Origin of the sequence: Kitasatospora sp. NPDC093102 (genome assembly GCF_040683915.1) — a bacterium.
In the GTDB taxonomy this organism is placed as follows: domain Bacteria; phylum Actinomycetota; class Actinomycetes; order Streptomycetales; family Streptomycetaceae; genus Kitasatospora.
On the sequence record NZ_JBFBFA010000021.1, the window covers coordinates 55,432 to 76,353 of the forward strand.

At 73.6% G+C, this 20,922-nt stretch carries 18 protein-coding genes; 6 read left to right on the forward strand and 12 right to left on the reverse strand.

Annotated features, from left to right (window positions below; genetic code table 11):
* Nucleotides 1-22 precede the first annotated feature (22 nt).
* The gene (locus tag AB0O11_RS24450; protein WP_363390764.1) at nucleotides 23-3,142 is read left to right on the forward strand and encodes a phosphocholine-specific phospholipase C; all 3,120 of its coding nucleotides are present in this window, start codon (nucleotides 23-25) and stop codon (nucleotides 3,140-3,142) included.
* Nucleotides 3,143-3,483: 341 nt separating this feature from the next.
* Here AB0O11_RS24450 and AB0O11_RS24455 read toward each other — a convergent pair whose 3' ends face one another.
* The 6 genes from AB0O11_RS24455 to AB0O11_RS24480 form a co-directional block, all read right to left on the reverse strand.
* Nucleotides 3,484-4,488: a TIGR03571 family LLM class oxidoreductase gene (locus tag AB0O11_RS24455; RefSeq protein WP_363390767.1), complete on the reverse strand. Its 1,005-nt coding sequence runs from the start codon at nucleotides 4,486-4,488 to the stop codon at nucleotides 3,484-3,486.
* 74 nt (nucleotides 4,489-4,562) lie between these two features.
* A complete protein-coding gene (locus AB0O11_RS24460) occupies nucleotides 4,563-5,393 on the reverse strand; it encodes an aldo/keto reductase (protein WP_363390770.1) in 831 nt (276 codons plus the stop codon).
* Nucleotides 5,390-5,764 (reverse strand): nuclear transport factor 2 family protein, encoded by a 375-nt coding sequence (locus AB0O11_RS24465; protein ID WP_363390773.1) that lies wholly within the window; start codon nucleotides 5,762-5,764, stop codon nucleotides 5,390-5,392. Before AB0O11_RS24465 ends, AB0O11_RS24460 begins: the two co-directional genes overlap by 4 nt.
* Nucleotides 5,761-6,183 (reverse strand): heme-binding protein, encoded by a 423-nt coding sequence (locus tag AB0O11_RS24470; RefSeq protein WP_363390776.1) that lies wholly within the window; start codon nucleotides 6,181-6,183, stop codon nucleotides 5,761-5,763. Before AB0O11_RS24470 ends, AB0O11_RS24465 begins: the two co-directional genes overlap by 4 nt.
* A 44-nt stretch (nucleotides 6,184-6,227) precedes the next feature.
* Nucleotides 6,228-7,430: an MFS transporter gene (locus AB0O11_RS24475; RefSeq protein ID WP_363390779.1), complete on the reverse strand. Its 1,203-nt coding sequence runs from the start codon at nucleotides 7,428-7,430 to the stop codon at nucleotides 6,228-6,230.
* A gap of 209 nt (nucleotides 7,431-7,639) precedes the next feature.
* A complete protein-coding gene (locus AB0O11_RS24480) occupies nucleotides 7,640-8,107 on the reverse strand; it encodes a MarR family transcriptional regulator (RefSeq protein ID WP_363390782.1) in 468 nt (155 codons plus the stop codon).
* Nucleotides 8,108-8,439: 332 nt separating this feature from the next.
* On the opposite strand from AB0O11_RS24480, the gene AB0O11_RS24485 reads away from it, so the two are divergent.
* The 3 genes from AB0O11_RS24485 to AB0O11_RS24495 all read left to right on the forward strand — a co-directional run bounded on the left by AB0O11_RS24485 (nucleotide 8,440) and on the right by AB0O11_RS24495 (nucleotide 11,527).
* A complete protein-coding gene (locus tag AB0O11_RS24485; protein ID WP_363390785.1) occupies nucleotides 8,440-9,030 on the forward strand; it encodes a lytic polysaccharide monooxygenase in 591 nt (196 codons plus the stop codon).
* A gap of 258 nt (nucleotides 9,031-9,288) precedes the next feature.
* Entirely contained in the window at nucleotides 9,289-10,386 is a 1,098-nt protein-coding gene (locus AB0O11_RS24490) for a chemotaxis protein (RefSeq protein WP_363390788.1), read from the forward strand.
* 97 nt (nucleotides 10,387-10,483) lie between these two features.
* Nucleotides 10,484-11,527: an MsnO8 family LLM class oxidoreductase gene (locus AB0O11_RS24495; protein ID WP_363390791.1), complete on the forward strand. Its 1,044-nt coding sequence runs from the start codon at nucleotides 10,484-10,486 to the stop codon at nucleotides 11,525-11,527.
* Here the strand turns inward: AB0O11_RS24495 and lanKC are convergent.
* The 3 genes from lanKC to AB0O11_RS24510 form a co-directional block, all read right to left on the reverse strand.
* Complete coding sequence (lanKC, locus tag AB0O11_RS24500; protein ID WP_363390794.1) at nucleotides 11,466-14,246, reverse strand: class III lanthionine synthetase LanKC; 2,781 nt, start codon at nucleotides 14,244-14,246, stop codon at nucleotides 11,466-11,468. The two genes, AB0O11_RS24495 and lanKC, sit on opposite strands and share 62 nt — an antisense overlap.
* Nucleotides 14,247-14,399: 153 nt before the next feature.
* Nucleotides 14,400-14,579, reverse strand: coding sequence for a hypothetical protein (locus AB0O11_RS24505; protein ID WP_363390797.1), 180 nt, complete (start codon nucleotides 14,577-14,579; stop codon nucleotides 14,400-14,402).
* A gap of 65 nt (nucleotides 14,580-14,644) precedes the next feature.
* Nucleotides 14,645-14,839, reverse strand: a complete 195-nt coding sequence (locus AB0O11_RS24510) for a hypothetical protein (protein WP_363390800.1) — start codon at nucleotides 14,837-14,839, stop codon at nucleotides 14,645-14,647.
* 594 nt (nucleotides 14,840-15,433) lie between these two features.
* Between AB0O11_RS24510 and AB0O11_RS24515 the strand changes: the two genes are divergently transcribed.
* Complete coding sequence (locus AB0O11_RS24515; protein ID WP_363390803.1) at nucleotides 15,434-15,604, forward strand: hypothetical protein; 171 nt, start codon at nucleotides 15,434-15,436, stop codon at nucleotides 15,602-15,604.
* A 49-nt stretch (nucleotides 15,605-15,653) separates the two neighbouring features.
* Here the strand turns inward: AB0O11_RS24515 and AB0O11_RS24520 are convergent, their stop codons facing one another.
* Entirely contained in the window at nucleotides 15,654-18,554 is a 2,901-nt protein-coding gene (locus tag AB0O11_RS24520; RefSeq protein WP_363390806.1) for an AAA family ATPase, read from the reverse strand.
* Between the two features lie 142 nt (nucleotides 18,555-18,696).
* The gene (locus AB0O11_RS24525; RefSeq protein ID WP_363390809.1) at nucleotides 18,697-19,086 is read right to left on the reverse strand and encodes a recombinase family protein; all 390 of its coding nucleotides are present in this window, start codon (nucleotides 19,084-19,086) and stop codon (nucleotides 18,697-18,699) included.
* Between the two features lie 341 nt (nucleotides 19,087-19,427).
* Between AB0O11_RS24525 and AB0O11_RS24530 the strand changes: the two genes are divergently transcribed.
* Complete coding sequence (locus AB0O11_RS24530; protein ID WP_363390812.1) at nucleotides 19,428-19,631, forward strand: hypothetical protein; 204 nt, start codon at nucleotides 19,428-19,430, stop codon at nucleotides 19,629-19,631.
* A gap of 115 nt (nucleotides 19,632-19,746) precedes the next feature.
* On the opposite strand, the gene AB0O11_RS24535 is transcribed toward AB0O11_RS24530, so the two are convergent.
* Nucleotides 19,747-20,919 carry a methyltransferase domain-containing protein gene (locus AB0O11_RS24535; protein ID WP_363390815.1) on the reverse strand — a complete coding sequence of 391 codons (1,173 nt, stop codon included), beginning with the start codon at nucleotides 20,917-20,919 and terminating at the stop codon, nucleotides 19,747-19,749.
* Nucleotides 20,920-20,922 lie beyond the last annotated feature (3 nt).

A 20,922-nucleotide genomic window follows, 5' to 3' on the forward strand; every position in this document is an offset into this window, starting at 1 on the left:
GTCAGCAAGGAGCCCCACCCCCATGAGTCCGAAGCCCGAACTGTCGCGCCGCAGCATCCTCGGCGGCGCGGCGGCGGCCGCGGTGCTGTCCGCCCTCCCGATCAGCGTCCAGCAGGCGCTCGCCGCCCCGGCCCGGCCCGGACGGCTGGCGGACATCCAGCACGTCGTGGTGTTCATGCAGGAGAACCGCGCCTTCGACCACTACTTCGGCACCCTGGCGGGCGTGCGGGGCTTCGGCGACCGCACCGCCGTGCGCGGCGTCGACGGCCGCTCGGTGTTCCACCAGCCCGACCCCGGCCGCAAGGAGGGCTACCTGCTGCCCTTCGCGATGAACGCCGCCCACACCAACGCCTACCAGCAGGGCGCTCCCTCCTTCGGCTACGGCGACTCCATGAACGCCTGGAACGACGGCCGCGCCGACGGCTCCGTCACCCGCCGCTCCTCCGGCTGGCTCGGCCAGGGCTACTACGAGTCCGCCGACATGCCCTTCTACCACGCCCTCGCCTCGGTGTTCACGGTCTGCGACGCCTACTACGCCTCCGTGCAGTGCAACACCAACACCAACCGCGACCACCTGATGACCGGCACCAGCGGCGGCACCGTCCGGGACACCCCGGTGACCGACAACACCGAGATCCCCGGCGGCTACGAGTGGACCACCTACGCCGAGCGCCTGGAGCAGGCCGGCGTCAGCTGGAAGACCTACCAGGCCATCGACAACTTCGACGACAACGCCCTCGCCTGGTTCGCCCCCTTCGTCAAGGCCAAGCCCGGTGAGCCGCTGTACGAGCGCGGCATGCGCGCCGTCGGCGACCCGGCCAAGAAGAACGACCCGTTCGCCATGGGCGACGCCCTCGTCGAGGCCTTCACCGCCGACGTCCAGGCCGACCGCCTCCCGCAGGTCTCCTGGATCGTCGCCCCCGCCGCGCTGTCCGAGCACGCCAACTACGCGCCGCCGAACGGCGAGCACCTCACCTCCCGGCTGCTCTCCGCACTCGCCGCCAAGCCCGAGGTGTTCCAGAAGACCGTCTTCATCCTCAACTACGACGAGCACGGCGGCTTCTTCGACCACCAGCTGCCGCCCGTCCCACCGCTGGCCGACGGCCGCGGCAAGTCCAACGTCCCGGTCGACGGCGAGGTCGTCGTCCGCGTCTCCAAGGGCTCCTCCACCTACCACCGGGTGGTGAGCCAGGACGGCAGGTACCGGGTCAAGGCCGCCGACGGAACCCTCACCTGGTCCGACACCCTCCCGGCCGGCGAGACCCTGGTCTCCGGCCCCTACCCGATGGGCCTGGGCGTGCGGGTGCCGATGGTCGTCGTCTCGCCGTGGACCCGCGGCGGCGTCGTCGACTCCACCGTCTACGACCACACCTCCGTCCTGCGCTTCCTGGAGCAGCGCTTCGGCGTCCAGGAGCCCAACATCAGCCCCTGGCGGCGCGCGGTCTGCGGCGACCTCACCAACGTCTTCGACTTCTCCGGCCGCAACCCCGCCTGGCCGCAGCTGCCCGACACCAGCGGCAACCGCCAGAAGGTCGTCGACACCGGCAAGCTCCCCGCCCCCACCGTGCCCAGCCCGCAGACCTTCCCCCAGCAGGAGCGCGGCACCCGCTCCTCCCGCCCCGCCCCGTACAACCTGCTCGTCAAGCCCCGGCTCAAGGGCGACGAACTGACCGTCGACTTCGTCAACCAGGGCCGCCAGGGCGCCGTCTTCGCCGTCTACCCCGCACCCGGCGAGGCCCCCAAGCACTACACCGTGGCCGCCAGGAGCCGCCTCTCGGACGTCTGGAAGGTCGGCCCCGCCGGCTACGACCTGCGCGTCCACGGCCCCAACGGCGCCCTGTGGCACCTGCGCGGCGACACCACCTCCGCCTACGAGATCTCGCTCTCCGAGGAGAGCGACGGCAAGGTGCTGGAGGTCGACGTCATCAACCGCTCGCGCACCGCCCAGACCTTCCTGGTCGGCGACCTCGCCTACGGCGACGGCCTGCGCGAGGTGCGGGTGGCGGCCGGCGACGACCGCACCGTCAACCTCAAGGTCGGCCCCGAGGGCTGGTACGACGTCGCCGTCGGCGTCCAGGGCGAGCTCGGCTTCCGCCGCCGCATCGCCGGCCGCTTCCCCTGGGACGACCGCACCGTCACCGACCCGGCCCTCGGCCTGGCCGACCCGCTCACCGTGAACCTCGCCCTCGGCGCCGCCTCCGCCACCATCGACGAACCCGTCCTGCTGCCCGGGCGCCCCGCCACGATCACCGCCACCCTCACCGCCACCACCGCCCTCACCCGACTGGAGGCCCAGCCGCTGCTCCCGCCCGGCTGGACGGCCACCGCCGTCATCGCCGCGCCCGACAAGCTCGCCGCCGGCGCCACTGCCACCGCCGTCTGGCAGGTCACCCCGCCCGCCCAGCTGCCCGTCACCGCCACCCACCGCCTGCTGGTCACCGCCCGCGCCCAGGCCGACGGCCGCTTCGCCGTCGCCGACGGCGAACTCGCCGCCCGCCCCGCCCCGGTGATGACCGGCCACCTCCTCGACGAGGACTTCGAGTCCCTCGCCGACGCCCTGCGGCCCGAGGCCGGCCTGCTCGGCTGGACCGCCCAGGCCCCCAAGGGCTGGTCGGTGGTCAACGCCCCCGCCATGCCGCAGGGCACCGTCCGCCTCCAGGGCTGGACCTTCCACACCAAGCGCGAATGGGCCGCCCTCGGAGCCCAGGACCGCGGCAACTTCACCCGCGCCCTGGGCGTCGTCGCCGTCGCCGACCCCGATGACTGGGACGACACCGGCTCGCCCTCCCGCAGGGGCGTCTTCGACTCCACCCTGGTCTCGCCCGCCGTCACCATCCCGGCCGGCACCGACACCCTCCACCTCGCCTTCGACTCCCACTACCGCCAGGAAGCCCCGCAGAAGGCCTCCGTCACCGCCGTCTTCGACAACGGCACCGAGACCCGCCTGCTCGCCTACAGCTCCGACACCACCGGCAACGACAACGCCGGCAAGGACGCCCAGAACACCCGGATCACCCGCAGCTTCGCCGTCCCGGCCGGAGCCCGCTCGGTGACCCTCAAGTTCCGCATGTACGACGCCGGCAACAGCTGGTACTGGGCCGTCGACCACGTCCGCCTCGACACCCGCCCCATCACCGGCTGACCTCCTCAGCCCCGCCCGGGCCCGTCCGAGCCTTTGCGCCCGGGCGGGCCCGGCCGCCTCCCACAGCAGGTACAACTACGGCACGACCACAGGGGAGGAACCGACAGTGACCGACGCAACGACCCCCGCGGCCAGGGCCGCCCGGCTCCACGACCGCTACCCCACCCTCACCGAACTCACCGACACCGCACGCCAGTTGACCGCCGAGTGGCCGGACCTGTGCCGGATGCGCACCGTCGGCACCTCCCGCGCAGGGCGCCCCCGTGCGCCTGCTGCGCCGGGGCCTGCACGTGTGCCCGCGTCCCGGGGCGGGACGCGGGCGGTGCGGGTCCGCTGTCGGCTCAGCCGTGCTGTCCGGCGACGGTGGCGGGGGCGGCGAAGCGGGGCAGGACCTCCTCGGCGAGTTCCTGGAGCAGCTCGTCGACGGGGCGGTCGTTGGGGCGCAGGTTGAAGGAGACGTGGGCGACGCCGAGCCCGGACATCAGCTCCAGGTACTCGATCAGGGCGGTGCGCCCGGTGCTGAGGCCGAGCCGGATGGGGCGCGGCGCGGTGGCGGGGTCCTCGGCGAGGGTGAGCACCATCGGGGTCAGGTAGGGCTTGTCGCCGGCGAGGTCGCGCCACTGGCGCATCCGCAGGCGCAGTGCGTTCAGGTCGCGCGGGTAGTTGAGGGAGGCGTCGGGGTGCTCGGCGATCCACTCGGGGCTCTGCTGGGCGCCGCCGGCGACGGCGATCGGGATGCCCGCGGGGTGGACCGGCCGGGGCAGGACCTCCAGCCGGCGCTCGGTGCCGAGGCCTGCGGCGGGCAGTTCCAGCGGGCCGGGGCGCCAGGCGGCGCGCAGGGTCTCGACGCCGGTGCGGAAGGCCTGGCCGCGGCTGTGGAAGTCGCGCTCGAACAGCGGGTACTCCACGGGGCGGTCGCCGCTGGCCAGGCCGAGCAGCAGGCGGCCGCCGGAGAGCACGTCGACGGTGGCGGCGGCCTTGGCGACGAGCAGCGGTTCGCGCAGCGGCAGGACGACCGCGCCGGTGGCGAGGACCGCGTCGTGGGTGAGGGCGGCGAGGTGGCCGAGGTGGGTGAAGGTCTCGAAGACGCTGCCGGCGTCGCCGAACTGGACGGGGTCGTAGAGCGGGACGTCGCGTACCCACAGGGCGGCGAAGCCGAGGCGGTCGGCGAGTCGGGCGAGGCGGGCGTGCTCGGCGAGGTCGGGGACGCCGAAGGGGCGGCCGGCCTCGTGGTCGGCCCGGCCGCGGTCCTGGCCCCAGTCGTTGTCCAGGGGCAGTTCCAGGCCGATGGTCAGCCGGCCGTCGGCGGGGGCCAGTCGGGCGAGTGCGGGGTGGAGGAGTGCCATGGCGGGGTCCTTGAGGGGGCCCGTCCCGGGCGGCGGTGCGACCGCCCGGGACGGGAGTGGTGGGGCGGGTCGGATCAGTTGAACTGGTCCGGGTGCGGGCCGGTGCGCAGGCCGCGGTCGGTGGCGGCGATGGCGGCCATGTCCTGCTCGGTCAGCGCGAAGTCGAAGACGTCGAGGTTCTGCCGGATGCGGGCCGGGGTGACCGACTTGGGGATGACGATGTTGCCCAGCTGCAGGTGCCAGCGCAGCACGACCTGGGCGGGGGACTTGCCGGTGCGCGCGGCGATGGCGGTGATCGCCGGGTCGTCCAGGACGGCGCCCTGGGCGAGCGGGCTCCAGGCCTCGGTGGCGATGCCGTGCTTGGTGTGGAAGGCGCGCAGTTCGGCCTGCTGGAGGCCGGGGTGCAGCTCGACCTGGTTGACGGCGGGCACCAGCGAGCTGTTGTCCAGCAGGCGCTGGAGGTGGGCGGGCTGGAAGTTGGAGACGCCGGCGGCGCGGATGCGGCCCTCCTCGGCGAGGCGCTCGATGGCGCGCCAGGAGTCGAGGTAGAGGTCGCGGGCCGGGGTGGGCCAGTGGATGAGGTAGAGGTCGGCGTAGTCCAGGCCGAGCTTGGCGAGGCTGGCGTCGAAGGCGCGCAGGGTGGCGTCGTAGCCCTGGTCGGCGTTCCACAGCTTGGTGGTGACGAACAGGTCCTCGCGGGCCACGCCGGAGGCGGCCAGGGCGCGGCCGACGCCGGTCTCGTTGCCGTAGACGGCGGCGGTGTCGATGCTGCGGTAGCCGGCCTGAAGAGCGGAGGCGACGGCGGCGGTGGTCTGCTCGTCGGGGACCTGGAAGACGCCGAAGCCGAGCTGGGGGATCTCGACGCCGTTGTTCAGCTTCACGGTGGGGACGCTGGGGGTGGTCATGGCCGGGTGCTCCTTCGGGCGGTGCGGTCGGTGAGGGTGTAGTGGACGGTCTGGGCGCTGATGAGGCCGTCGCGGAAGACGAAGGTGTCGACGCCGTCGGCGACCTCGTGCCCGGGGGTGGTGGCGCTCCAGCGCAGGAGCAGTACCTCGCCGGCGAAGCGGGGGGTGAGCTGCCAGTCGGCGTCCGGCAGGTCGGCCAGCAGCCGGCCGATGGCCTGCCGGATGCCGGCCCGGCCGTGGAAGGTCCCGGCCGGGGTGACGGCGACGGCGTCCTCGGTGTAGTTGCCGCTGATCAGGTCGAGGTCGCCGGTGCCCAGGCGTTCGCCGTGGTCGGCGAAGACCTCCTGCGGGCTGCGGGTCGCGGCGCTCACCGGTCGAGCTGGGCGAGTGCGGCGGTGGCGAAGGAGTGGTCCTGCTCGGGGGCGCCGCCGCCGACGCCGATGGCGCCGATCAGCCGGCCGTCGCGGTGGACCGGGATGCCGCCGGCGATGAACAGCAGCGGGCGGTCCAGCGCGGTGGGCAGGGAGTGGAACGGCCCGTCGGGCTTGACCAGGTCGACCAGGTCGGCGGTCGGGGCGTTCAGCTGGAGGGCGGTGTAGGCCTTGCGGGTGCTGGTCTCGCCGGAGATCAGCACGGCGCGGTCGTCGCGGCGGAAGGCGAGCAGGTGGCCGCCCGCGTCCAGGACGGTGATGCTGACCGTCACGCCCGCGGCCTCGGCGGCGGTACGGGCGGCGGCGACGAGGGTCTCGGCGTCGGCGGTGGTCAGCGGGGCGACGGCGGTGGTGCTCACGGTGGTTCTCCCGGTGGTGGGGTGGGGTGGGGTCAGGTCGATGGTCAGTGGTGCAGGGCGGCGTGGCGGGGAGCCGCGCCCGTGGTGACGGCCTCACGGGCGTGGTCGCGGCGCTCCAGGGCGGCGGACCAGAAGGCCAGCAGCAGGGCCGCACCGGCGAGGACGGCGCCGACCCAGTTCGGGGCGGTGTAGCCGAGGCCTGCGGCGATGACGATCCCGCCGAGCCAGGCGGCCAGCGCGTTGCCGAGGTTGAAGGCGCCGATGTTGACGGCGGAGGCCAGGGTGGGGGCGCCGTGGGCCTGGTCCAGGACCCGCTTCTGCAGCGGGGGGACGGTGGCGAAGCCGAGGGCTCCGACCAGCAGGACGGTGACGGCGGCGAGGATCTTGTTGTGCGCGGTGAGGGTGAACAGCGCCAGCACCACGGCGAGCCCGCCGAGGGTGGTGTAGAGCATCGGCATCAGCTTGCGGTCGGCGTAGCGCCCGCCCAGCAGGTTGCCGAGGAACATGCCGACGCCGAACAGCACCAGCAGCCAGGTGACGGAGCCGTCGGCGTAGCCGGCGACGTTGGTCATCATCGGGGCGATGTAGGTGATCGCGGCGAAGACGCCGCCGAAGCCGAGCACGGTCATCGCCATCGCGAGCAGCACCTGCGGGTTGCGGAAGGCGGTCAGCTCCCGGCGCAGGTGGGCGCCCTCGGGGCGCGGCATGGCGGGCACGAGCCTGGCGATGCCGAGCAGGCCGAGCACGCCGAGTGCGGCGACGGCGGCGAAGGTGGTGCGCCAGCCGACGGCCTGGCCGACGAAGGTGCCCAGCGGCACGCCGACGATGTTGGCGACGGTCAGCCCGGTGAACATGGTGGCGATGGCGCCGGCCTTCTTCTGCGGGGCGACCAGGTCGGCGGCGACGACGGAGCCGATGCCGAAGAAGGCGCCGTGGGCGAGCGAGGTCACGATGCGCCCGGCCAGCATCACGGGGAAGGACGGGGCGGACGCGGAGAGCAGGTTTCCGGCCACGAACAGGCCCATCAGCAGCATGAGCATGGTCTTGCGGCTGATCCGGGTGCCGAGGGCGGTCATCAGCGGTGCGCCGATGACCACGCCGAGGGCGTAGCCGGTGACCAGCAGGCCCGCGTCGGGGATGGAGACGCCGTAGTCGCCGGCGATCTCGGGCAGGAGACCCATGATCACGAACTCGGTGGTCCCGATCCCGAATGCGCCGATGGCCAGGGCGATGAGAGCGAGAGGCATGGGCCCAACCCTTCTGTGATTGCTTGAGTGAGCGCCTTGCATGCTTAAACAATAGTTGCAGGCGCGCGATAAGTGCAAGCGCGGATATGGGGCATGCGCTACAGGGTTGGAGGTGTCGCGAACGCGACCGGGCCCGGCCCGTCCGGAGCCGCGCGTGCGGTTCGGGACGGGCCGGGCCCGGGGGAGTGGTGGTGCGGGGCCGGCCGGGGTCAGCGGGCGGGCGGGGCGGTGTCCACGGCCTCGACCGCCTGGACCAGTGAGGCCAGTGCGGGGGTGCGGGCGGCCTCGTCGAGCGCCTCGCGCAGCGCGGCGTCATTGGTCGGCCGGGCCTCCTCCAGGAGTTTCAGGCCGTCCTCGCTCACGTTGGTGTAGATGCCGCGGCGGTCGGTCGGGCACAGGTAGCGCGCCAGTAGACCGCGGTCCTCCAGCCGGGTGACCAGGCGGGTGGTGGCGCTCTGGCTGAGCACGACCGCGTCGGCGACCTGCTTCATCTGGAGGTGTCCGCCCACGCCGTCGTGCTGGCGGCTGAGCACGTCGAGCAGTGAGTACTCGCGCACGCTCAGGTCGTGTTCGGCCTGCAGGGCGCGTTCGATGTGGGACTCGATCCTGCTGTGCAGGAGGGACAGGGCGCCCCAGCCGTTGGCGAGGGCGGTGAGCGCGGGGTCCGTGGCGGTCATGGGGCCCGGCCTCCTTCCGAATGTGGCTGGGTCCAGGATAAGCCATGCATTGAAATATCGGCTAGAGCCTGTATAGCGCTCATGCAAGCAATTGGGGTGCGGGCTCGGGGGTGGGTGCAAGGCGTATGGTGCCGGGCGGTGCCCAGTGTTCGCGGGGCTTTGGCGCAAATGGTTCAGACCATTGACGCGAGGGGAAGGCAGATCCTACGGTGTCGGGCAACCGGCCTGGCGCGGGCATGCCATGTCTCCGGCGGACCGCCTTGCGCACCCCCATGCGCACGCGCACGCCCCGCGCCGGGCGCACACTCCATCCACCCCCGCGGAGGAGCACCATGCGCAAGCGCCATCTGATCGCCGCCGCCGCGGCCGCGATCGTCCTGCCGATCGCGGCGGCCCTGCCGGCCCAGTCGCACGGCTTCATCAACCTGCCGCCGAGCCGTTCCGCGCTCTGCGGCGCCAACGCCGTCCCGTGGGACTGCGGCGACATCCAGTGGGAGCCGCAGAGCGTCGAGGGCCCCAAGGGCTTCCCGGGCCGCGGCCCGGCGGACGGCACCATCTGCGCCGGCGGGGACGCCCGCTGGGCCCCGCTGGACAACCCCCGGAACGGAGCCTGGCCGACCACCAGGGTGACGGCCGGTCAACAGCTCACCTTCACCTGGGAGATCGAGGCCCGGCACTCCACCACGAACTTCAAGTACTACCTGACCAAGCCCGGCTACACCGCGAGCCAGCCGATCACCCGGGCCGCCCTGGACCTGACCCCGTTCCTGACCGTCCCCTACAGCGGCCGCCAGCCCGCCGCCACCACCACCCACACCGCGACCCTGCCCACCGGCCGCACCGGCCACCAGGTGATCGTCGCCGTCTGGGAGATCGCCGACACCGGCAACGCCTTCTACTCCTGCACCGACGTCCAGTTCTGACCCGTCCAGTTCTGACCCGTCCAGTTCTGGCCCGTCCGGTTCTGGCCGCCGCGCCCCGCAGGCGCCGCCCGACCCCGGACGGCGCCGGCGGGACGCCGCCCGCACCGCAGCCCCCCGGCCCGGGGCCGCATCCCGGGGCCGTGCTCGCGCGCCGAAGAAGCCGCAAATAGGTACATTGACGACATTTGGCAGCAGTGTCAGGCTTCGCGCGTTCAACGAAAGAAGGCCGGCCGCCTTCGGCCTTCGGAAAGGGTCTCCATGCGCCCCGACCTCAGCCCCGCCGTCCTCGCCGAGCTGCGCCGGCCGCGGCCCTATCCGGCGGTGTCGATCCTGATGCCCACGCACCGCCGGGAGCCGGACAACACCCAGGACCCGGTCCGGCTGCGCAACCTGCTGGCCGAGGCCAAGGAACGCGTCCAGGCCGACCCGAAGGTCTCCCGCGCCGACCGTCTCGACGTACTGGACCAGCTGGACCGGGCCCTCACGGAGGTCGACCTGGTGCACGCCGAGGACGGCCTGGCGGTCTTCGCCGCACCCGGCGAGCACCAGGTCTGGTCACTCGGGCGCACCGCCCCCGCCCGGGTGGTCCTGTCCGACACCTTCCTGACCCGCAACCTGGTCGCCGCGCAAGCCGCCGAGCGCCCGTACTGGGTGCTCGCGGTCGCCGCCGACAAGGTGGTGCTCTGGGGCGGCACCGAGGAGCGGGTCGCCGAGGACAGGGACCACGGCTTCCCGCTGGTGCGCACCTTCGACAACCCCGACCCCGAGCGGCAGGAACAGATCGGCGACACGCCCAGCACCTTCCGCGACGAGGCGACCAAGACCTTCCTGCGCCAGGCCGACACCGAGGCCGGCAAACTGCTGGCCGGCGCCCCCCGCCCGCTGTACGCGGTCGGCGAGGCCGCCGCGCTCGCCCTGCTGGACGCCGTCGGCCCGATCGCCAAGGAGTCCACCGCACAGCTCCCGCACGGCGGCCTGGCCCAGGCCGACGCCGAGACCGTCCGCAAGGTGGTCGAGCCCGCCGTGCGCGCCCACGCCCAGCGCGAGATCGAGGAGAGCCTCGCCCAGCTCGACAGGGCCCGCGGCGCCCAGCAGTTCGCGGCCGGCCTGGACGAGGTCTGGCAGGCCGTCGGCCAGGGCCGGATCGCCCGCCTGGTGGTCGAGGAGAACTACCGCGCCACCGTCCGCGACGACGGCGAGCACCTCGTGCCCGCCGAGGCCGGCCAGACCGGAGCCCGCGAGGACATCGTCGACGAGGTGATCGAGCGCACCCTGGACACCGGCGCCCAGGTCGGCTTCGTCCCCGACGACACCCTCGCCGACAGCGGCCGGATCGCCGCCGTCCTGCGCTACTGACCCGCCTTCAACCCCGCCCGCCCCGTGGCCGTCCGCCCGGCCACCGCCGCGGCCGTTTCTCGTTGAGCCGTCCGCTGCGGTGTGCGAGCATCCAGCCATGCTGACCCCAAATCCTCCCTATTTGTCCGTTCTTGATGTTGCCGCAGTAGGCCCGGGGATCGCGGCGACGCAGGCGCTGGCCTGGACGACCGAGGTGGCCCGGACGGCCGAGAGCCTGGGGTTCCTCCGGCTCTGGGTGGCGGAACACCACGGGGTCCCCGACATCGGGTCGAGTGCACCGGCGGTGCTGGTCGCTCATCTGGCCGCGAGGACGCGGACGCTGCGAGTCGGATCGGGCGGCGTGATGCTTCCGAATCATGCGGCACTGGTGGTGGCCGAGCAGTTCGCCACCCTGGCTGCGCTTCATCCGGGTCGGATCGACCTCGGGATCGGCCGGTCGAAGGGCACGGACGAGGTGACGGCGCAGGCGCTGGGCCGGCTGCCGGACGGCGGCGAGCCCGGGCCGTTCTCCGAGCAGCTCGACCAGCTGGCCGGCTTCCTGGACGGGGGCCTTCCAGCCGGGCACCGCTTCGCGGGCGTGCGGCTGTCCCCGAAGACGGACCCTCCTGCGCTGTTCCTCCTCGGTTCCGGCGTGGAGAGCGCACGGATGGCGGGATCGCGCGGCTGGGGATTCGCGTTCGCCAACCATCTCGTGCCCGAACTGACGGCCACAGCGCTGGAGGCGTACCGCGCGTCGTTCCGCCCGTGCGCGTCGCGGCAAGAGCCCCATGCCATTGCGACGGCCCTGGTGGTGTGTGCCGCGACGCAGGACGAGGCGGAGAGGGCGGCGGTCGGCGCGGCCGCCGTTCGCGTCCGACGCAGGCTGGCCGGACCGAACGCGTCCTCGCTCACCCCGGCCGAGCTGTTGAGTCCCGAGTTCACCGAGGAGGAGGCCCTGGGCGTGACGCAGGGGCTCTCCGGCGGCCGTGCCCTGGTCGGCACGCCGCGGTCCGTCGGGGCGGACCTGTCCTCCTTGCACCGTGCAAGCGGGGCGGACGAGTTGATGCTGTGCCCACTGGAGTTCGACGGTCCCGCGCGGATCAGGTCGCTGACGCTCGTGGCCCAGGCGCTGCCCGAAGCAGTTCGTCGACCACGAAGTTGAAGTTGCCGGCGGTGGCCTTGCCCACGTTCAGCAGGCGGTCCAGGAAGAGCGCGACGCCGGCGGCACCGGTGGCGAAATCCGCGCTCTCCCGCACTGCCTGCTCGCCGGGGAAGGCGACCCCCTCGGGGCAGGGGATGCGGGAGAGCAGGACTCCTTCGGCCGTCCGCCAGGCGGAGTGCAGGTACCGCGCATCCTCGGTGAAGTCCCACAGGTCGAGCAGGGCGTTCCCCAGGCCTGCCAGGCCGTGGAACAGCTGCGGGAAGACGGTGTACTTGCGTTCGGCGTCACGTGCGAGCGGCTCAAGCCAGTTCTCGAGGTCGGCGTCGGGGGCGACCGCGAGGTAGCGGATCAGTGTCGTGAGAACTCCGGCCGAGCCGATGTCCCAGTAGCAGCGCGGAACGACCTCCTCGGCGTCGAGGTCCCGTGGTTCGAAGGCGGGGAAGCCTGCGAGCTCCCCCGGGGCGTGCCACCTGGCCTGGCCCAGTTCGAAGGCCAGGGCGGAGCGGCCTGCTTCCAGGGCCCGGGGCTCGCCGGTCGCGCAGTACAGGTAGAGCAGGAACAGGGCGATGCCGCTGCCACCGAAGGCGTACCCGAGAGGCGTTTCCCCCGCGCTGTCGCGCCATCGCGTTCCCCGGTCGTCGCGGACGGCGATGGTCAGGAGATGGTCGCCGATCCGGGAGGCTTCCTCAAGGAGCCCGTCGTCCAGCCCGTTCTGCCACAGCCTCAGGCAGGCGAGACCGTAACCGGCCGCGCCGTGAAGCACGTTCGGCGAATCGAGCAGCAGGTCGTGCCGGCGTGCATCACGGAGGACGGTGAGGGCGAGTTCCGGGCGGCCGAGTTCGTCGAGGACCCATGCGACGCCTGCCTGCCCCAGGTAGAGGCCCGGCGGGAGCAGGTCGTTTCCGGCGTCCCGGTCCAGGAGCCACTGTGTGAGGTGCGGGGGTACCGCGCCGCGGATCCCGTGGACGGCGTGAAGAACCCCCGCGGCGCCGAATGCCACCGAGAGCGGGTTCGTTTCGAAGACGGACAGATCGGCCGGGAACAGCCGGTCGTCGCGCGCCGGGTCGGCCGTGCCGAGGAGGTACTCGACGGCCGCGTCACGGGTCTGCGCGCAGAGCTCGCGGGTGTCGTCGGACGGTGCATCGGGTGGGCGAGGGGAGGAGCCGGCGAACCGGGCGGTCGACCGGGAGGTCAGGCCGCGTACGGCAGCGGTTCGGACGGGGACCTCGGCGATGACCTCCGCGACCTCGTCCATGGCCGGTTCACGGCCGGGCACCGGTTCCATGAGGTCGTCGACGAGCGCGACGAACTCCGCGGACAGCGAGAGGTCGGAGGTCAGGGCCGCCAGGAACCGCCGACGGGCAGGCTGGTGCAGACCGATGATGCCATTGGCGAGCATGACGCTGCCGAGAATGATCGAGCCCAGCGCGTAGCAGTCGTTCGCACGGTCGCTGGTTCCGGTCCGCAGTGTCCGCTGCGCAGCCATTCCGGGCGTGTGCAGGCCGACGTGCGGATCGATCCCGTCCTCGACGGCGCATTCCATGTCGATGATCCGGATCCGGGTGTCGTCCTCGACCAGGACGTTGCCGAAGGAGAGGTCCCCGAGCACGATGTCCTGCCGGTGCGCCGACGCGATCGCGCGGGCCAGCTGGGTCCAGAGCCCGCGCATGTCGGCGTAGTACCGGTCCAGAGCGGCATCGGTGACGTCCACCCGGTAGAGCGGGTTGCGCCTGATGGTGTAGCGCCCGAGGTGGTCGCCGGGCACGAAGTCCTCGACGAGGAAGGCGTGCCCGTCCTCTTCGAAGTACTCCCTCGGCCGGACGAAGTACTCGCTGCCGCACAGCCGGCCGAGCAGGCGGTACTCCTTCTTCAGGACGTCGACGGCGTCGAGGTGTTGCCGGCCGACCTCGATGCCGGGCCGGGACTCCTTGATGACGACATCCTCTTCGGTGCTCCGGTCGGTTGCCCGGTAGACCCCGCCCCGGTTGGAGAAGCTCAGTGCCGATTCCATGAGGTAGCGGCCGTCGGACAGGGTGGTGATCCGGCGCGGTTCCGGAGCTTCTGACGGTCCTGAGGCCGCTGACGTCCGAACGGGGTCGCGGGCCCAGTCGGGGGCGCTGAAGTACGGCAGGCGCAGGTCGGGAGTGAGCTGACCGTCGGGGGCGGTGATGACGAACTGCCGGCGTCCGTCCGCCTGGAGCACGGTCCTGGGGCTGAAACCCCCGTAGCGGTAGTGGACACAGCCGGATCCCAGCCAACGCCGGTCCGACAGGATGTACGGTCCCGTCAGGTCCTGCAGTTCCCGGGTCAGCCGCCGGCCGAGGCGCAGGAACTCCTCCTCGCTGCGAGGGTAGGCGGTGATGAACTTTCCGCTCGACCCGCGCGGCCAGAGCTTTCCGTTGACCAGGGACACGGTGGCCCGGTCGACGAGGAACTTGAACGAGACGGCCTCGTCGAGCAGACACGGCAGCGCCCGCCGCAGGCAGTTCACAGAGTCGGCCGCGCGCACCGAGACGTGGATCTTCCAGCCCTGCCCCGGCATTGGCCCACCGGGGGCTGTGGAGATGTACCACAGACCACGACGCCGGACCTCCCGGTCTGCGGGCATGACCTCCCGGTAGCAGGCGAGGTGTTCGTCGCCTGGGGTGTATGTGGACGAACTCTCGAACCACCGTGGGTGGTAGTGGGAGTACGCGTCGATGAGTTCCCAGCTGTGCATGGTGATCGGCCTCGGGGTTCGGGGGCCGCAGTGGACAGCCGGGGCCCCTCTTCACCTGACGTGGCCCAACTGTGCAATGCAGGCTGATCGCGAAGAGGGGCGGTGGAACGGCGACGGGGACCGCGTGCTCCGCGCGGGCGGTGCGGTCGTGGCTCAGCAACTGTTGTTGTTACAGGAAGTGACGCTGATCACGTCGCCCCCGCCGCCGTCGGGCAGCGCCCGGCGGGTGCGTTCGACGATCAGCCTCTGCAGCTCCAGGATGGACGGTGTCACCAGCTTGGCCAGGTCCTCGTCGGACGGAACCGGCTGCGCGGGCTGGGCGGACTCAGACATTGGAAGATCCCTTCGGCTCCGGGTTCGTTGCCGCGGACGAATCCACAGAGCGCCGTGGGCGGAAGTCACTGCGGCGCGGCTTCAGCCTCCGACAGACAGCTGTGGTGGTTGCAGGACGTGACACTGACGACAGCGACGTCCCCGCCGTCGGGCAGGGCGCGCCGGGTGCGCTCAACGAGGAGCTTCTGCAGCTCGAGAACCGAGGGCATCACCTGCTTGGCCAGGTCCTCGGGCGAGCTCTGCTGGGCAGGTTCGGTCATGGGACTGTCTCCTTCTGAGAATCGGCCCGCACGGAGACGACTGGAAGATCTTTCGCATAATGACCGTCCCCTTCGAGTCTCCTCTCACCTGTTTCGTGCCGCACGTCGGACAAGGAAGCCCTGCGGTCTCCCCCCTCGGAAATCCCGGAGCGTCAGATACCCGACCGGCTCTGGTTCTCCACGGTGGCAATCAACGGCCCGGCCCCGTAACGACGCTGTGTCACCGAAACGGGGAGATCGTCGGACCACAGGACCATCACGCACCGGGAAGTCGCGAATCCGGCCTCACGGGAAGTAGCCGTCCCCGGCGCCGGACATCAGCGTCCGGGCCGGTGGCGGCAGCCGCAGCCAGGACGCGAACCCGGTCACCGCTTCCATGCCGACCACCGACGTGCACGGCAGCACACCGTCTTGGCGCCCGGCCGCCGTGGCCGTGACCGGGCGGGGCTGACGACCCGTCCGAGGACCGGGCCACGGCGGGTACCCAGGATTCGGTACGGGATTGGGTAGCGGTACGCATTGATCCCGCCCCGGCCCGACCGGTTTCCTGGAGCCCGCCCGAACCGACGACCCTCATCCCCCCGGAGGCCGCCCATGACCCGCCGCGAACGTCTCCGGCTCTACGCCGACGAGCACTTCACCGCCCCCGACCCCGGGCTGGTCCTGCCCGCCCGCCGCAGCAGCGGCCTCCGCCGGCCGGGCCTGGCCCGCCTGGCCCGGCTCTCCCGGCTCGTCGAGCGCGCCGGGCACCACCGGCACGGCTGACCCCCGGACCGGGTCCCGCCCTCTGAGGGAGCGGGCGGGACCCCATGCTTCAGGAGACGCCCTCCGGGGCGTCGTCCTCGGCGGCCAGCGCCTCGCCCAGCCCCGCCCGGCCCACACCGAGCTTGCGCAGCGCACTCGCCACGTGGTGCTCGACCGTACGGGTCGACAGGAACAGCGCCCGGGCGATGTCCTGGTTCGCCGCACCCTGGGCGGCCAGGGCGGCGACCTGCCGCTCGCGCGGGGAGAGCCGCTCGCCGTAGCCCCGCCGCCCCGGCGAGGCCGCCCGGCCCAGACCCAGCTCGCGCCGCAGCCGCTGACAGCGGGCCGCGTCCGAGGCCGCGCCCAGCGCCAGGTAGGCCTGCTCGGCGGCGGCGATCCGCTCCGCGGCCGCCGCCCGGTCGCACCCCGCCGACACGGTGCCGGCCCGCTCCTCGGCCCGCGCCGCCTCGTACGGGCGGCCGATCCGCCGCCAGAGCCCACCGGAGCGCACGAACTCCGCGCACGCACCCGCCGGATCCCCGTCGGCCAGCAGCAGACCGCGGACGAAGGCCAGCGCCGCACCGGGAGCCGGCGCGTCCCGTCCCTCCAGGTGCGCCCCCGCCTGCCCGGCCAGCTCCACCGCACCCGCCCGGTCGCCCGCCGCCAGCAACACCTCGACCGCCACCGGCAGCAGCTCGGCGGCCCGCGGCCAGGCGTCCGCCGCGCGCAGCGCGGCCAGCGCCGGCGCGAGCGTGGCCGCCGCCCGCGCGACGTCCCCCTCCGCCAGCTGCAGCGCCGCCAGCCCCGCCGCCGCCCGCAGCGCCCCGGTCACCTGCGACTCCCGCTCCCCGTACGGGCCCGCCTCGGCGAAATGGGCGTGCGCCACCGCGAGCCGCCCGCGCGCGGCGGCCAGCCGGCCCAGCAACAGGGCCTGCTCGACCCCGGCCATCGCGAGGTCGGGGAACTCGGCGCCCAGCGCGGCCAGCCGCTCCTCCAGCCCGTCCCACTGCCCGGCCAGACCGTCCAGCCGCACCAGGGCGATCCGGCTGTAGCACTCCAGATAGGGGATGGCCGCCTGACGGGCCAGGCGCCGGCTCTCCTCCAGCAGCCGCGCGGCCCGCCGGTCGTGGCCCAGCTCGACGGCGATCTCGCCCGCGTTGTACAGCGCGCGGGTGGTCTGCCGGACGATCTCCCACCGCTCCGAGGCGCGCGGCAGCCCGTCCAGCTGCGCCCACACCGCCGGGTCGCCCTCACGCGCGAGGAAGGTCAGCCGGGTGGCCCGCACCGCGGCGGCCACCTCCTCGTCCGGGCTCGCGGCCAGGGTCCGCTCGGCCCGCTCCAGCCACTGCCAGGCGCGCTCGCCGGCGCCGTCGCGCTCGTTCATGGCCAGCGCCACCATCGCCCGGGCCGCCCGGTCCGGACGCTGCTCCAACTCGTCGAGGGACTCCTCGATCCGCGCGAAACCGGCCCGGTCCCCGCCGTGCACGGCCATCAGGAGGCCCAGCGACAGGCGGATCTCGCCGCGGTCGGGCACCGGCAGCCGCGGGTCGGCGATGATCGCGGTCAGCACCGCGGCACTGGCCACCGAGTCCACGCCGTCGGCGGCGATCCGGGCCAGCGCGAGCGCGGCCCGCCCACGCCGCCGCGGGTCGAGGTCGGGCTCGTCCAGCAGCCGGCGCAGCAGGGCGCCGGCGCTGCCGCTGTCCCCGAGCGCGACCGCCTGGCCGGCGGCGGCCTCGGCCACCTCCTGCCAGGCCGCCCGGTCGCCCAGCGCCAGGGTGTGGTGCGCGATCTGCACCAGCGGCCGCGGCTCGCGCGCGCCCAGCGCCGCCACCGCCCGCCGGTGCAGGGCGGTGCGCCGCGGCCCGGGCAGCCGGCGGTAGGCCACCTGCTGCGCCAGGACGTGCCGGAACCCGTAGCGGGCCAGCGGCTTCTCGTTGAGCACCGCCGCCCGCAGCGCCTCGGTCAGGCCGTCCTCTGCGGCCTGCGGGTCGAGGCCGGCCACGGCGGCGAGCAGGTCCTCCCCGGCCGGCACGCCGAGCACCGCGGCGGCGGAGGCGATCGCGGCGGCGTCCGGGGACAGCACCGCGAGCCGCTCGGTGACCGCGTCGCGCAGGCCGCGCGGCACCTCGGACTGCTCCAGGTCGGCGGCCAGGTCCGCGGCGTTGGTCAGCGCGCCGGCGCCGCGCCGCTCGCCCAGCGTGATCAGGTCCTCCTCGGCGACCAGCGGCAGGCCCTCGCTGCGGTCGAACAGCACCCGGGTGAGCGCCGCGGTCGCGCGCGGGCCGAGCGCGGCCCGGGCCAGCTCGTGGACCTCGGCCTCGGCGAGCGGGGACAGCCGGATCAGCGCGCCGCCCACGCCGGCCGGGCGCCGGTAGGCGGCGCCGAGGACGGGGGTGTCGGGCGGCAGGTCCTCGGCCCGGTAGGTGAGCACCAGGGCCAGCCCCGCCGGCACGTCCCGGGCCAGCAGCAGGAGCAGCTCGCGGGTGGCGTCGTCCACCCAGTGCAGGTCCTCGACGACCAGGACCGTCTCGCCGAGCGCGCCCAGCAGGGCGCGCACCGCCTGGACGAGCAGCCGCAGCCCCGGTGGCCCCTCGCCGACGCCCGCGGGCAGCGGCGGGAGCCGGTCGGCGAGGTCGGGCAGCAGCGGGCGCAGCGCCCCGGCGCTGGCCGGGATGCGGTCGGCGGGCGGCAGGAACGGGCCGACGCCGCGCAGCGCGTCCACCACCGGGCCGAAGGCCAGCGGCTCGCGCAGCGGGTGGCAGAAGCCGGTCAGCACCCGGCGGCCCGCCGCGGCCGCGCCGGCCGCGGCCTCGGTCACCAGGCGGGACTTGCCGAGGCCGGCCTCGCCCTCGACCAGCACCACGGCGGGCGGGCGGAGCATCGCCCCGGTCAGACGGTCCAGTTCGGGCCGGCGCCCCACGAACGCGAATCCGGCGCCGGGCGATCCCGGCTCGACGGGCCGACTCACGGCCGTCCGGTTGGTTCGGGTGCGCGGCGCTCGCCGAGGAGGGATGCGAAGGCCATGGCCCCATCATGCCGTGACGGCTCCCGGCGCTACCCGTCGGGTCGTCGCCTGCGCACCAGGACCCGGGATGGACGAGGCCGGGCGTTCAGGCGGTGCGGGCGTGGACCGGCAGGCGGTGCGGCAGGGCGCCCCGGCCGGGCAGTTCGAGCACCGTGCAGCCCAGCGCCTCCAGCCGGTGCACGGTCGCCCGGGCGCTGCGGTCGTCCAGGGAGAAGACGAACGGCCCGGGCACCAGCACCACGTTCACCCAGCCACGTGCGGCCCGCTCCAGCAGCCGTTCCAGGGCGGGGCGCCGGTCGCCGGAGCGCACCCCGTCGTCCAGGAACGCGCCGGGCACCGGCAGGCCGCGCTGCCGGGCCAGGCGTTCCAGTGCCGCGCGCTGGTAGTCGAGCCCCGCCGGGTCGGCGGGGTAGCAGCGCAGGTACAGCGCGGCCCGGGCGGGGCGGCGGGTCGGCGGGAGGGGGCGGTCGGCCATGTCGTTCACCTGACCTGTTCGGTGAGGAGTGCGACGGGGTGGGGGAGAACCCGTCCACTCCAGCAGGCCCCGGTGAACGGTGCGGGATCAATAGCGGTCGCCACCCAATCGCGCGAGCGCCGGGCAGGCGGCGACGGGCCTCGCAGGCCCCGGGCGGCGCTTGCGTCCCGACCGTCCCCTGCGGCGGCCCGGTGCGTTGACGACGCGTCAATCCCTGGGTTTGAAAAGCGCGTTCGCAACGATGGAGAAACCGGCGTGATCGACAGGCACGCCCTCGCCAGGGCCGTCGGACTCGGCGCGGGCACCACCGCGCCGTCCCGGGCCGCCCTGCCCCGGACCGCATGTCCCACTTCATCGACACCGCCCTCGCCGACGACGCCGACGCAGCCGCGAACCTCAACTACTGGGCGCACTGGATCGGCGAGACCCCACTCGAACTCTCCGACGACTTCATCGCATTTCCGGCGCCGGGCCCCTGGCCCGGACACAAGCTGCTTGCCCACCTCGCCGATGGCATCGACCCCACCATGGCTACCTCGACCTGAACATCCACAGCGTGTGGTCGCTGCTCCGGATCCGGCCGAGTGCACAGGTCGCGGACAACGCGGTGGAGCGCTCCTCGCGGAGTGGGAAGTCGGCCAGGCCGACTTCCCACTCCGATCAATGCGGCGCCGGTACGGGGTTGTCCGGGCTGTCCAGCCACACCGTCTGCCCGTCGGGCGTGGCGGTGAGCCCGAACCGGTCGAAGCCGGGGCGTCCCTGGCGGCGCCACCAACGCCAGGCCGCCTCCACCTCGCCCCAGAGGCTGCGGGGGCCCGACTGCACCACCTCGTAGGCGGTCCGGTCGGGTTCCCAGTCGGCGGTGGCCCAGGACGTGACGGCCGTGTCGTGGAGCCACAGCGTGTACGTGCCGTCGGCGTACCGCTCGGTCAGCGGGAACGCGTCGGGCACCTGCACGCCGATGGCGAACATGGCCAGCCACCCGCCGATGTCGTCGGGGGAGAGGGACGTCGACGACCTCGTCCCGTCGGCCGGCCACGGCCCGGACAGGTACTCCAGGCTGCCGGGCCGCGCGGTCCGCTGCTGGCGGAGCCGCATGAAGGCGGACGACCCGACGAACCGGCCGCTCGCCGTGCCGTCATCGCCGACCGTGAGCCGGGCGACGGCCTCCCCGCCGTACTCGGGTGCCCACGGGGCGACGATCACGGCGCCGGGCCGGGACTGCTCGATCCAGGCGTACGGGATCCGGCGGACCGAACAGGTGGCGATCACCCGGTCGAACGGCGGGCCGTCGGCGAAGCCCTTCGACCCGTCGCCCACCACGAGCCGAGGCTCGTACCCGGCGCGTGTGAGCCGGTATCGTGCGGCGGCCGCGCTGTCCTCGTCCACCTCGACCGAGACGACGTTCTCGGCCCCGACTCGGTGGGACAGGAGGGCCGCGTTCCACCCGGTGCCGGTGCCGATCTCCAGCACCCGGTCGCCGTCGGCCACGTCCAGGGCGGCGAGCATGGAGAACACCATGGTCGGCATGGAGCTGGACGAGGTGGGCACGGTGCCACGGCCGTTCCCGTTGTGCTCGCCGTCGTCCCACTGCGTGGTGAGCGGCGCGTCGGAGTGGACGGCGTTCAACCACCCGTCCGGATCGGCGAACCGGTGCACGGACTCGCCTTGGCGCACCCCGTCCGCCCGGCCGGGCCAGATCAGGTCAGGGACGAACCAGTGGCGCGGAACGGCGTGGTACGACGCCAGCCAGTCGGGGACGAGGGACCCGTTCGCGATGAGCGCGGAGGCCAGCCGGGCCCGGCCGGCCTCCGCTTCGTGCTGGTCGCTCATGCG